This window comes from Micromonospora sp. WMMD1155 (assembly GCF_029581275.1).
Lineage (GTDB): Bacteria > Actinomycetota > Actinomycetes > Mycobacteriales > Micromonosporaceae > Micromonospora.
In genome coordinates, this window is sequence record NZ_CP120742.1 from 368,068 (window position 1) to 380,886 (window position 12,819).

The following is a 12,819-nucleotide window of genomic DNA, read 5'->3' on the forward strand; positions in this document are numbered from 1 at the left end:
CCGACAACCAGGAGGTGAGCCGTGCCGTCGAGTAACGCGGAGCGGATACCCGAGTGGCCGACGGCCGAGCATGTCCCAGCCGAGGAATTGGCCCGCCGCCAGGGCATTCGACCCATCGCCTCCGTAGACGACCTGGCGCGCCCCCATCTGTTCGAGTCAGACGACGAGTTGGACGAATTCCTCGCCGACCTGTACGCCTCCCGGCGGGCCGGCGCCGCGTGAGCCTCGTCGTTCTCGACACCGACGTGGCGTCGGCAATCCTTCGCGGGCGGCTGTCGGACCCTCTCCGAGCCCGTTTGGCCGGTAAGACCCTCTGCGTGACCTTCGTGACGCTCGGCGAACTGACCAAGTGGACGGCACTGCGCAGTTGGGGGCCGCGCAAGTTGGCTGATCTCGCGCATTGGCGGTCGGGGATCGTCCTGCTGCCCTTCGACGAGGCCGTGGCGGTGACCTGGGGGCATCTTCAGGCGCGAGCGCAGCACCGTGGGCGGCTCCTGCCGACCAACGACTCGTGGATCGCGGCGTGCTGCCTTGTCGACCGGCTACCGCTCGCGACGTTCAATGGCAAGGATTTCGCCGACTTCGCCGAGTACGACGGGCTGCGCCTCTTCGACGTCTCCTAGCCTCCTCTGTGCCCGGGGGAGGCCGGGAAACGCGGTGGCGGGGTGAAGATCCGTTGTTAGACTGGCCGGGTTGGGTCAGCGGTACGACCAGGGAGACCAGACATGGCGGGTGACGACGACATCTCCGGGTGAGACCGGATGTGTTCGGCCATCGGTTCGGCGCGCTCGGCGCCGCGGTGGCCATGACGTCGTTCCACCGGTCCCGTTCGTCGTCGGGCGCGCTCGAACGCGCCCAACCCACCCTTTGAGGTCACTCGCATGTCTGACGCGTACATCGTCTGCTCGAATCTGTCCTTCTCCTGGCCGGACGACACCCCGGTCTTCTCGGAGCTGTCCTTCACCGTTCCCGGCGGTCGTACCGGCCTGGTCGCGCCCAACGGCGCCGGCAAGAGCACCCTGCTGCGGCTGATCGCCGGGGAGTTGCGGCCCAGCGGCGGCAGCGTCACCGTCGACGGTCTGCTCGGCTACCTCCCGCAGACCCTTCCGCTGGCCGGCGACCTGGCCGTGGCGCAGGTGCTCGGCGTCGCCGAGCGGATCGCGGCACTGCACGCCATCGAGGCCGGCGACGCCGGCGAGGAGCACTTCGCCACCATCGGCGACGACTGGGACATCGAGGAGCGCACCCGCGCCGAGCTGGACCGGCTGGGGCTGGGTGACCTGTCACTCGACCGGCCGCTGCACACGCTCAGCGGTGGTCAGGTGGTCTCCCTCGGTCTGGCGGCCCAGTTGCTGCGCCGCCCGGACGTGCTGCTGCTCGACGAGCCGACCAACAACCTGGACCTGGAGGCCCGGCACAAGCTCTACGACGTGCTCACCGACTGGTCCGGCTGCCTGTTGCTGGTCAGCCACGACCGGGAACTGCTGGACCGGATGGACCGCATCGCCGAGCTGGAACGCGGCGAGATCCGCTGGTACGGGGGCAACTTCACCGCGTACACCGAGGCGGTGCAGGCGGCGCGGGAGGTGGCCGAGAGCAACCTGCGCAACGCCGAGCAGGAGGTGAAGCGGGAGAAGCGCGAGATGCAGCAGGCCCGCGAGCGGGCCGATCGGAGGGCCAGCAACGCCTCGAAGAACCTGAAGAACGCCGGGCTGGCCCGGATCGTCGCCGGCGGGCTCAAGCGCAGCGCACAGGAGTCGGCGGGCAAGGCCCAGGAGACGCACTCCAGCCGGCTCGGTCAGGCCAAGGCCCGACTGGACGAGGCCGGGCGGGCGGTCCGCGAGGAGGACCGGATCGTCGTGGACCTGCCGGACACGACCGTCCCGGCCGGAAGGACGGTCTTCACGGGTACGGGGATGCGCGCCCGTTTCGACGACCGGGAACTCTTCGGCGGTGACGGTGCCGACCTGGTGATCCGAGGTCCGGAACGGATCGCGCTCACCGGGGCGAACGGCGTGGGCAAGTCGACCCTGCTGCGCCTCGTCAACGGAGACCTCGAACCGGCCGGCGGCGACGTCAAGCGGGCCGACGGACGGATCGCGTACCTGTCGCAGCGGCTGGACCTGCTGGACCTGGACCGGACGGTGGCGGAGAACTTCGCCGCGTACGCGCCGAGCCTGCCGGACGCCAGGCGGATGAATCTGCTGGCCCGGTTCCTGTTCCGGGGCGCCCGGGTCAACCTGCCCGTCGGGGTGCTCTCCGGCGGTGAGCGGCTGCGCGCGACCCTCGCCTGTGTGCTCTGCGCGGAACCGGCCCCGCAACTGCTGCTGCTCGACGAGCCGACGAACAACCTGGACCTGGTCAGCGTCGCCCAGTTGGAGAGCGCGCTGACCGCGTACCAGGGGGCGTTCGTGGTGGTCAGCCACGACGAACGGTTCCTCGCCGAGATCGGCGTGCAGCGCTGGCTGCGGCTGGCCGACGGTCGACTGCGCGAGATCGCCGCCCCCGACCGGGGCTGAGCCCGCCGACCGTGCGCGGCCCGGCCAGGCGATCACGCCCGCCGGGCCGCGCACGGGTCAGCTCGGGCTGGGCCGCGGCCCGGTCAGCTCACGTTGGCCGGGCCGAGGACGCTCTTCAGGTCGCCCATCAGCGCGGTCGTCGCCGCCACCCGGAACGGGCCCAGCCGCAGGGTGGTGGTGCGCCCACCGTTGAGGAGTTTGACGTGCACCTCCGTGTCGCCGGGGTGCAGCACGAGGGTTTCCTTGAGCTTCTCCATCAGCGGCGGCGTGCAGCGGTGCACCGGGATGGTGAGGGTGACCGGCTTGTTGGTGGCGCTGGTGCTGACGTCCGGCATGGACATGTCCATCGCCATGATCCGGGGGGTGTCGTCGCGGCGGTCCACCCGGCCCTTGACCACCACGATGGCGTCCTCGGCGATGTACTGCCCGATCACCTCGTAGGTGTTGGGGAAGAACAGCGCCTCCACCCCACCGGCCAGGTCCTCCAGGGTCGCCGAGGCCCAGGCGCGGCCCTGCTTGGTGACCCGGCGCTGCACCCCGGAGAGGATGCCGGCGAGGGTGACCACCGCCCCGTCGGGCACCGCGCCCTCCTCGGCCAGGGCGGCGATCGTGGTGTCGGCCGCCGCGCCCAGGATGTGCTCCAGGCCGAACAGCGGGTGGTCGGAGACGTACAGGCCGAGCATCTCCCGCTCGAAGGCCAACTTGTCGCGCTTGTCCCACTCGCTGTCGCCGATCACCGGCATCACCGTCGTACTGCCGGTGTCGGCGTCACCGAAGCCCGCGCCGAAGAGGTCGTACTGGCCGACGGCCTCCTTGCGCTTCACGTCGGCGTACGCGTCGATGGCGTCGGCGTGGACCGCGAGCAGCCCCTTGCGGGGGTGGTCGAGGGAGTCGAACGCACCGGCCTTGATCAGGGATTCGATCGTCTTCTTGTTGCAGACCACCGCGTCCACCTTGGACAGGAAGTCGTAGAAGTCGGCGTACTCGCCCTTCTCCTCGCGGCAGCGCATGATCGAGGCGACCACGTTCGCGCCGACGTTGCGGACCGCCGCCAGGCCGAAGCGGATGTCCTTGCCGACCGGGGTGAACGGCCCGGCCGAGGTGTTCACGTCCGGAGGCAGCACCTGGATGCGCATCCGGCGGCACTCGGACAGGTACAGCGCCATCTTGTCCTTGTCGTCACCGACGGAGGTCAGCAGCCCGGCCATGTACTCGGCCGGGTAGTGCGCCTTCAGGTACGCCGTCCAGTAGGAGACCAGACCGTACGCGGCGGAGTGCGCCTTGTTGAACGCGTACCCGGCGAACGGCACCAGGACGTCCCACACCGCCTGGATCGCCTCGTCGGAGTAGCCACGCTCACGGCAGCCGTCCCGGAACGGGATGAACTCCTTGTCGAGGATCTCCTTCTTCTTCTTACCCATGGCCCGGCGCAGCAGGTCCGCCTGACCGAGGCTGTAGCCGGCGAGGATCTGCGCGGCGCGCTGCACCTGCTCCTGGTAGACGATCAGGCCGTGGGTGGGGGCCAGGATCTCCCGCAGCGGCTCCTCCAGCTCCGGGTGGATCGGGGTGATCTCCTGGAGGCCGTTCTTGCGCAGCGCGTAGTTGGTGTGCGAGTCGACGCCCATCGGGCCGGGCCGGTACAGGGCCAGGACGGCGGAGATGTCCTCGAAGTTGTCCGGCTTCATCAACCGCAGCAGCGATCGCATCGGCCCGCCGTCGAGCTGGAACACACCCAGGGTGTCACCCCGGGCGAGCAGGTCGTACGCGGCCTTGTCGTCGAGCGGCAACGCCAGCAGGTCGAGCTTCTCGCCGTGGTTCAGCTCGATGTTCTTGACCGCGTCGTCGATGATCGTCAGGTTGCGCAGGCCGAGGAAGTCCATCTTCAACAACCCGAGCGACTCGCACGTCGGGTAGTCGAACTGCGTGATGATCGCCCCGTCGGCGTCGCGGCGCATCAACGGGATGTGCTCGATGATCGGCTCGGCGGACATGATGACGCCGGCGGCGTGCACACCGGTCTGCCGGATCAGCCCCTCGATGCCCTTGGCGGTGTCGATCACCTTGCGGACGTCCGGGTCGGAGTCGTACAGGCCGCGGATCTCACCGGCCTCGGCGTACCGGGGGTGCTTGGTGTCGAAGATGCCGGTGAGTGGGATGTCCTTGCCCATCACCGCCGGCGGCATGGCCTTGGTGATCCGGTCGCCGACCGCGTACGGGTAGCCGAGGACCCGGGCCGAGTCCTTGATCGCGGCCTTCGCCTTGATCGTGCCGAACGTGGCGATCTGGGCGACCTTGTCCTCGCCCCACTTGTCGGTGACGTACTTGATCACCTCACCGCGCCGACGCTCGTCGAAGTCGATGTCGACATCCGGCATGGAGACCCGCTCGGGGTTCAGGAACCGCTCGAAGATCAGGCCGTGCTGGATCGGGTCGAGGTCGGTGATGCCCAGCGCGTACGCGACGAGGGAGCCGGCAGCCGAACCACGGCCCGGACCCACCGAGATGCCCTGGCTCTTGGCCCACTGGATGAAGTCTGCGACCACGAGGAAGTACGACGGGAAGCCCATCTGGTTGATGACGCCCAGCTCGTACTCCGCCTGGACGACGTGCCCCTCCGGGATGCCGTTCGGGTAGCGGCGGCCCAGCCCGGCGAAGGTCTCCTTGCGGAACCAGGACTCCTCGGTCTCCCCCTCCGGCACCGGGAAGCGCGGCATGAGGTTGTGGAACTCGAACATGCCCTTCGGGTCGACCTTCTCGGCGACCAGCAGGGTGTTACGGCAGCCCTCCTGCCACAGCTCCGACGAGTCCACCGCGCGCATCTGGTCGGCGCTCTTGATGAAGTAGCCGCCACCCTCGAACCGGAACCGGTTCGGGTCGTCGATGTTGCTGCCGGTCTGTACGCAGAGCAGCACGTCGTGGGCGGTGGCCTGCGCCTCGTGGGTGTAGTGCGAGTCGTTGGTGACCACCGGCGGGATGTCCAGCTTGCGGGCGATCTCGGTGAGCCCCTCACGGACCCGGCTCTCGATGGAGAGCCCGTGATCCATGATCTCCAGGAAGTAGTTGTCCTTGCCGAAGATGTCCTGGTAGCTCGCGGCGACCTTGAGTGCCTCGTCGAACTGCCCGAGGCGCAGGCGGGTCTGCACCGCGCCGGACGGGCAGCCGGTGGTGGCCATGATCCCCTCGGCGTGCTCGGCGATCAGCTCCATGTCCATCCGGGGCCACTTGACGTAGTGCCCCTCCATGGAGGCGCGCGAGTTGAGGGTGAACAGGTTCTTCAGCCCTTTGGCGTTCTTGGCCCACATCGTCTTGTGGGTGATCGCGCCGTTACCGGAGATGTCGTCGCTCTTCTGCTCCGGCCGACCCCACTTGACCCGCGCCTTGTGATAGCGCGACTCCGGCGCCACGTACGCCTCGACGCCCAGGATCGGGGTGATCCCGGCGGCCATCGCCTGGTTGTAGAAGTCGTTCGCGCCGTGCATGTTGCCGTGGTCGGTGATCGCCACGGCCGACATGCCGAGGCGGTTGGCCTCGGCGAAAAGGTCCTTCAGCCGGGCCGCTCCGTCGAGCATCGAGTATTCCGTGTGCACGTGCAGATGCGCGAACGAATCGGCCATGCGTGGCGCCCCCCGGCGTTGTGGATCTTGTTGGTCGGAGCCGACCGGGACCTACCCTACCGAGGTGATCTCGGCGGCTCCACCGTCCGCGCCGACGGCCGTGGCCCTCGTCTCCTGCCCGGTCCCGGGTGCGCCTAGGCTCCTCAGGATGGCGAGGTACTACGACGTGCACCCGGAGAACCCACAGCCCCGGATCATCGGCCAGGTCGCCGACCTGATCCGCGGTGGCGGGCTGGTCGCCTACCCGACGGACTCCTGCTACGCGCTCGGCATCCGACTGGGCAACCAGGAGGGGCTGGACCGGATCCGGCAGATCCGCCACCTCGACGACCGGCACCACTTCACGCTCATCTGCCGGGACTTCGCGCAGCTCGGTCAGTTCGTCCAGATCAGCAACTCGGTCTTCCGCCTGGTGAAGGCGTCCACCCCGGGCAGCTACACCTTCATCCTGCCGGCCACCCGTGAGGTGCCGCGCCGGATGCTGCACCCGAAGAAGCGCACCGTCGGCGTACGCGTACCCCGGCACACCGTCACCCAGGCGTTGCTGGCCGAGCTGGGCGAGCCGCTGGTGTCGAGCACCCTGGTCCTACCCGGCGACGACGAGCCGATGACCCAGGGCTGGGAGATCAAGGAACGGCTCGACCACCAGCTCGACGCGGTGCTCGACGCCGGTGACTGCGGTATGGAGCCGACCACGGTCATCGACCTGTCCGGCCCGGAGCCGGAGATCCTGCGCCGGGGCGCCGGAGACGTGTCCCGCTTCGAGTAGTGCGCTCGACGCGGCGAGCGCGTCACCTCTTCGATCACCTGGCCCGGCGCCCTCTGAGCGCCGGGCCACTGCTGTACATGGCCCCTTTGCTCTGCTGCCGCTTACGCACCACCGGGCGGCGCCGCACTGGCGCATCCGCAGCAGCAGAGCAAAGGGGGTGAACAACCCCTCGTGACCCCGGCAGCGCCCAGGCCGACGGCCCGATCCGACACCCCCAGCAGACGCGATGTTATTTCTATAGACAACACTGTGTGCCACACAGTATGGTGTGACACATGGTTAGCGAGGACGTTCTACGGACGCACCTACAGGAGTTGCGTCGCGGCACCGTCGTGGTGGCCAGCCTGGTCGCGCTCCGCCGACCCGACTACGGCTACGCACTGCTGCAGAGACTCACCGAGCACGGCTTCCCGGTGGATGCCAACACCCTCTACCCGCTGCTGCGCCGCCTCGAAGACCAGGGGCTGCTGACCAGCGAGTGGAACACCGAGGAGAGCCGGCCGCGCAAGTTCTACCGGACCAGCGACGAGGGCGAGTCGATGCTGAGCCGGCTCCTCGACGACCTCGCCGCCGTGCAGACCTCCGTCACCGGGCTGATCCAAGGAGTGGACCGATGAACACCCTGACCGACCGCTACCTCGCCGCCACCCTGCGCTCGGTGCCCGCTCCGCGCCGCGACGAGATCGCCAGCGAGCTGCGCGCCTCCATCGACGACATGATCGAGGGCCGGACCAGTGGCGGCCAGGACGCCAGAACCGCCGAGCGGGAGGTGCTCACCGAGTTGGGCAACCCCGACCGGCTGGCCGCCCGGTACGCCGACCGCCGGCTGCAACTTATCGGCCCGACCTACTACCTGCTCTGGCTGCGACTGCTGAAGCTGTTGCTCAGCTTCATCCCGGCGCTGGTCGGCACAGTCGTCACCGTCGTGGAGGCCGCGGAAGGGAAGGGTTTCGGCGCCATCGGGCCGGGCCTCGTCGTGGCCATGCAGGTGGCCGTTCAGATCACCTTCTGGCTCACAGTGACCTTCGCCATCATCGAGCGCACCCAGACGGCCGTGGACCTGCCGGAGTGGACCGTCGACCAACTGCCCGACGCCCCGGTGCGCCGGGGCATCCCCCTCGCCGACACCATCGCATCCGTGATCATGCTGGTGCTGACCATCGGCTACCTGCCGTTCCAGCACTATCAGTCGTGGGTGAGAGACACCGACGGCGAGAACATCCCGCTCCTCGACCCGGCCCTGTGGTCGTTCTGGCTGCCGGCGCTGATCGTGGTGCTGGTCCTCAGCGTCGTCTTCGAGGTCGTGAAGTACCGGATCGGCCGCTGGACCTGGGGCCTGTTCGGCGTCAAGGCGCTGCTCAACCTGGCGTTCTCGGTGCCGCTGGCGTGGCTGGCGCTCTCCGACCGGCTGCTCAACCCGGCCCTGGGTGAGCGACTGAGCTGGGTCGCGGAGGCGGACAACCGGGAGGCCATCGGACTGGCCATCGCGGTGGGGACCGCGGCGGTCGTGGTCTGGGACCTGGTCGACACCGCCCGTAAGACGCGCCAGCAGACGGCGTGAGCGACACCCGAGGCGGCGGCCCGGCGCGTACCCCGCGCCGGGCCGCCGCCCGTCGGCGCGAGCACAACGACTGCCACCGGCCCCGTCGACGGGCGCGCAGACCGCCGTGGCATCGTTCCCGGATGACCGTGGCACCGCGAGAGGAATGGCGCCGCCCCGGCCCGACAGCGGAACAGCGTCGCAACGACCGGTGGATCGGGCTGGCGGTGACCGGGCTGGCGCTGGTCAGCCTCACCCTGGCCCGCAGCACCGGAGCGTTCCTGCTGGGCCCGCCGCCGTCCGGGCCGGAGCAGTTGTTCTGGACCGTCGCCGTGACCGTGCCGCTGATCTGGCGACGGCGGTGGCCCGGCGCGACGCTTCTCGTCGTCGCGGTGGCGTTCGTCGCCGCGCAGGCCCGCTCGGCACCGGAGACCCAGTTCTCCGCGTGGGCGCTGTTCTGCGCGCTGTACACCGTCGGCGCGTGGGGGCAGAACCGCCAACTGGCCCGCCGGCTGCGCATCGGCGTGATCGGCGCCATGTTCGCCTGGCTGGGGATCTACTACGCGGTGCTGCTCGACCACATTCCGGCGACCGCCTTCGCCGACGCGGTCGGTCCGGTGCCGCCGAGGCTCGCCATGGTGGTCACCGGCGTGCTGCTCAACGTCCTGATCCTGGGGTTCGCGTACTTCTTCGGCGAGACCTCATGGGTGGCCGCCCGGCGGGAGCACGAGCTGCGCACCCAGGCCGAGGACCTACGCCGGTCCCAGACCGAGGCCCGGGAGCGGGCGGTGCTCGGCGAACGGTTCCGGATCGCCCGGGAGCTGCACGACGTGGTCGCCCATCACGTGTCGGTGATGGGCGTGCAGGCGTCCGCCTGCCGTCGGGTGTTCGACCGTGACCAGGACAAGGCCCGCACCGCACTCGCCGCCATCGAGCAGAGCGCGCGCACCGCCGTCGACGAACTGCGTCGCATGCTCGGCGTGCTGCGGACCTCTCCCGGAACCGACGCCGCGCCGCCGGCCGCGGGTGGCGTCGAGCGGATCGGCGAGCTGGTCGAGCGGGCCCGCGTCGCCGGCCTGACGGCGACCCTCGGGGTGTACGGGGACGCGGTCGCGTTGCCCGCGTCCGTCTCGCAGGCGGCCTACCGGGTGACACAGGAGGCGGTGACCAACACCCTGAAGCACGCCGGGGCGGACCTGTTGGACGTGCGGGTCCGGTATCTGGCCCGCGAGGTGGAGGTCGACGTGACCGACGACGGACGGGCCGGCGGCCGACCCAACATCCAGGGTCTCGGGCTGATCGGCATGCACGAACGGGTCACCGCGCACGACGGCGACCTGGAGGTCGGGCCGCGTGCCGGTGGCGGATGGCGGGTGCGCGCCCGCTTCCCACTGGCGACGTCGGCGGGTACGCCCGTCGACGCGCAGCGCACGCCGGACGGCGAGAAACACCTGGTCGCCGACGGAGAGGGCCGCGCATGAGCAGCTCCGGTCAGCCGGTTCGGGTCCTCCTCGCCGACGACCAGCACCTCGTCCGCACCGGCTTCCGGGTGATCCTCGAGGTGGAGGACGACATCGAGGTGGTCGGCGAGGCCGCCGACGGCGAGCGGGCCGTCAGCATGGCCCGGGCCACCCGCCCGGACGTCGTACTCATGGACGTGGAGATGCCCGGGATGGACGGCCTGGAGGCCACCCGGCAGATCACCGCCGACGGCCCCGGGGCGCCCGCGGTGCTGATCCTGACGACGTTCGACCGCGACGACTACCTGTTCGCCGCGCTGCGGGCCGGGGCCAGCGGCTTCCTGCTCAAGAACGGCACGCCCGAGGAGTTGGTCGAGGCGATCCGCGTGCTGGCCCGGGGCGACGGCCTGCTCGCACCGGAGATCACCCGCCGGGTGATCTCCACGTTCGCCCGCCCCGGCGACCCGGCGGGCACCGCCCACCGGGGCCCCGAAGCCGACGCCGCGCTGGCCGAGCTGACGCCACGGGAACGCGAGGTACTGGTGTTGCTCGCCGCCGGATCGAGCAACGCGGAGATCGCCGCGACCATCCACCTGGGCGAGGCGACGGTGAAGACACACGTGAGCCGGGTGCTGGCCAAACTCGGCCTGCGCGACCGGGTGCAGGCGGTGGTGTTCGCCTACGAGAACGGGGTGGTCCGACCCGGGGGCTGACCGCCGTCCGTCGCGAGGCGGACCGCCCGCTCAGCCGCCGGACGGACGGCGGGCCGGCGTATTCGATCTAGCGTGGGTCCGTGACCAGAACGCTCCGCCTCGACGGTGTCGACCGTGGTTTCGGCGACCGGCAGGTGCTCAAGAACGTGTCCTTCGAGGTGGCCGCCGGACGGATGACCGGCTTCGTCGGCGCCAACGGCGCCGGCAAGACCACCACCATGCGGATCATCCTGGGTGTGCTCTCGCCCGACGCGGGCGAGGTGAGCTGGGGCGGTACGAAGCTGACCCGGCAGGACCGTCGACGCTTCGGCTACATGCCGGAGGAGCGGGGCCTCTACCCGAAGATGACCACCCGGGAGCAGGTGACCTACCTCGGCCGGCTGCACGGTCTGGACGCCGCCGCGGCACGACGGTCCACCGACACCCTGCTGGAACGGGTCGGGCTCGGTGAACGCGGTGACGACCTGCTGGAGACGCTGTCGCTGGGTAACCAGCAACGCGCCCAGATCGCCGCCGCGCTGGTGCACGACCCCGAGGTGCTGGTGCTCGACGAACCGTTCTCCGGCCTCGACCCGCTGGCCGTCGACACCGTCGTCACAGTGCTGCGGGAACGGGCTTCGGCCGGAGCGCCGGTGCTCTTCTCCAGCCACCAGCTCGACGTCGTGGAGCGCCTCTGTGACGACCTGGTGATCATCGGAGCCGGGGTGATCCGGGCCGCCGGCAGCCGGCAGGAGCTACGCGACTCGTACACCGTGCCCCGCTTCGAGCTGGTGGTGGCGAGCGACGCCGGCTGGGTCCGCGACCACCCCGGGGTGACAGTGGTCGAGTTGGACGGCCCGCGGGTGGTCTTCGACCTGCCCGCCGGCGCCGACGAGCAGCAGGTGTTGCAGGCAGCCCTCGCCCGCGGCCCGGTCCGCGCCTTCCGCCCGGTCAGCCCCTCGCTCACCGAGATCTTCCGAGAGGTCACCCAGTGAACGTCACCCAGGCCACCCGGCTGGTCGCCGAACGCGAGATCCGGGTCAAGCTCCGCGACCGTACGTTCCTGTTCGGCACCCTGTTCTTCCTGCTGATCGCGGCGGCCGGCACCATCCTGCCGCCGCTGCTCTCCGGCGGGCCGGACAGCGTGGCCGTCACCCAGGAGGCCGCCGGCCCGCTGCGCGACGCCGGACTCGACGTCCGGGTGGTGGCCGACGACCGGGCCGCCGAGCAGGCCGTCCGCGACGGTGACGTGGACGCGGCTGTGGTCTCCGGTCCGAAGGTGCTCGCGATGGACGAGTCCCCCACCGACGTGGTCCAGGCGCTGAGCAGCTCGCCGCCCGTGCAGCTGCTCGACCCGGACGCGGTCGACCCGGTGGTGGCGTTCCTGGTGCCGTTCGTCTTCGCGTTCGTCTTCTTCATCACCTCGCAGACCTTCGGCCTGCAGATCGCGCAGAGCGTCACCGAGGAGAAGCAGACCCGCATCGTGGAGATCCTGGTCGCCGCCGTGCCGGTCCGAGCGCTGCTGGCCGGGAAGGTGGTGGCCGGTGCCATCCTGGCGTTCGCGCAGATCGCGTTGATCGCGGTGGTGGCGGTGATCGGGCTCCAGATGGGTGACAGCGGGGGCCTGCTCACCCTGCTCGCCCCGGCGATCGGCTGGTTCGTGCCGTTCTTCGTGCTCGGCTTCGTGCTGCTCGCCGCGATGTGGGCGGCGGCCGGCGCGCTGGCCAACCGGCAGGAGGACATCGCCGCCGTGTCGACGCCGGTGCAGCTCGCCGTCATGCTGCCGTTCTTCGCGGTGATCTTCCTGAACGACAACGACACCGCGATGCGGGTGCTGTCCTACCTGCCGTTCTCGTCGCCCACGGCCATGCCGCTGCGGCTGTTCACCGGCGACGCCGCCGGCTGGGAGCCGATCGTCTCGCTGGTCATCCTGGTGCTCGCCGCCGGCGCGTTCCTGGTCGCCGGTGCCCGGGTGTACGAGGGGTCGCTCCTGCGCACCAACGGCCGCACCTCCCTGCGTACCGCCTGGCGGGAGCGGGAGACGATCGGCTGAGCCGACGGTTCGCGCGCGGGCGCCGGTGTCCTGGTCGGACACCGGCGCCCGCTGCCGTACGGCACCGGTCCGAATCCTGTTCGGCGGCTGCGAACAGGGCGAACGCTCCTACGGTGAGCCGATCCTCACGGCAACGACCTGGTCGTCGCCGGTTCCCGGACCGGAAAGGCTC

At 70.2% G+C, this 12,819-nt stretch carries 11 protein-coding genes; 10 read left to right on the forward strand and 1 reads right to left on the reverse strand.

Annotated elements, in window-relative coordinates:
- The first annotated feature begins 21 nt into the window (after window positions 1–21).
- The 3 genes from O7617_RS01370 to abc-f all read left to right on the forward strand — a co-directional run bounded on the left by O7617_RS01370 (window position 22) and on the right by abc-f (window position 2,519).
- On the forward strand, window positions 22–222 hold the full coding sequence (locus O7617_RS01370) for a hypothetical protein (protein ID WP_282260940.1): 201 nt from the start codon (window positions 22–24) through the stop codon (window positions 220–222).
- Complete coding sequence (locus tag O7617_RS01375) at window positions 219–623, forward strand: type II toxin-antitoxin system VapC family toxin (protein ID WP_282260941.1); 405 nt, start codon at window positions 219–221, stop codon at window positions 621–623. Before O7617_RS01370 ends, O7617_RS01375 begins: the two co-directional genes overlap by 4 nt.
- Window positions 624–881: 258 nt before the next feature.
- The gene (abc-f, locus tag O7617_RS01380) at window positions 882–2,519 is read left to right on the forward strand and encodes a ribosomal protection-like ABC-F family protein (RefSeq protein ID WP_282260943.1); all 1,638 of its coding nucleotides are present in this window, start codon (window positions 882–884) and stop codon (window positions 2,517–2,519) included.
- Window positions 2,520–2,602: 83 nt separating this feature from the next.
- Here abc-f and dnaE read toward each other — a convergent pair whose 3' ends face one another.
- Window positions 2,603–6,133, reverse strand: coding sequence for a DNA polymerase III subunit alpha (gene dnaE, locus O7617_RS01385; protein ID WP_282260944.1), 3,531 nt, complete (start codon window positions 6,131–6,133; stop codon window positions 2,603–2,605).
- 148 nt (window positions 6,134–6,281) lie between these two features.
- Between dnaE and O7617_RS01390 the strand changes: the two genes are divergently transcribed.
- From O7617_RS01390 to O7617_RS01420, 7 genes are all read left to right on the forward strand, one after another.
- Window positions 6,282–6,902 (forward strand): L-threonylcarbamoyladenylate synthase, encoded by a 621-nt coding sequence (locus O7617_RS01390; protein WP_282260945.1) that lies wholly within the window; start codon window positions 6,282–6,284, stop codon window positions 6,900–6,902.
- Window positions 6,903–7,177: 275 nt separating this feature from the next.
- Complete coding sequence (locus O7617_RS01395; RefSeq protein WP_088990384.1) at window positions 7,178–7,519, forward strand: PadR family transcriptional regulator; 342 nt, start codon at window positions 7,178–7,180, stop codon at window positions 7,517–7,519.
- Window positions 7,516–8,463 carry a permease prefix domain 1-containing protein gene (locus tag O7617_RS01400; protein ID WP_282260946.1) on the forward strand — a complete coding sequence of 316 codons (948 nt, stop codon included), beginning with the start codon at window positions 7,516–7,518 and terminating at the stop codon, window positions 8,461–8,463. Before O7617_RS01395 ends, O7617_RS01400 begins: the two co-directional genes overlap by 4 nt.
- A 122-nt stretch (window positions 8,464–8,585) precedes the next feature.
- Window positions 8,586–9,923 (forward strand): sensor histidine kinase, encoded by a 1,338-nt coding sequence (locus O7617_RS01405; RefSeq protein ID WP_282260948.1) that lies wholly within the window; start codon window positions 8,586–8,588, stop codon window positions 9,921–9,923.
- Complete coding sequence (locus O7617_RS01410) at window positions 9,920–10,615, forward strand: response regulator transcription factor (RefSeq protein ID WP_282260950.1); 696 nt, start codon at window positions 9,920–9,922, stop codon at window positions 10,613–10,615. The genes O7617_RS01405 and O7617_RS01410 overlap by 4 nt, the downstream gene beginning before the upstream one ends.
- Window positions 10,616–10,695: 80 nt before the next feature.
- On the forward strand, window positions 10,696–11,589 hold the full coding sequence (locus O7617_RS01415; protein WP_282260952.1) for an ATP-binding cassette domain-containing protein: 894 nt from the start codon (window positions 10,696–10,698) through the stop codon (window positions 11,587–11,589).
- Window positions 11,586–12,647: an ABC transporter permease gene (locus O7617_RS01420; protein WP_282260953.1), complete on the forward strand. Its 1,062-nt coding sequence runs from the start codon at window positions 11,586–11,588 to the stop codon at window positions 12,645–12,647. Before O7617_RS01415 ends, O7617_RS01420 begins: the two co-directional genes overlap by 4 nt.
- The last annotated feature ends 172 nt before the right edge of the window (window positions 12,648–12,819 follow it).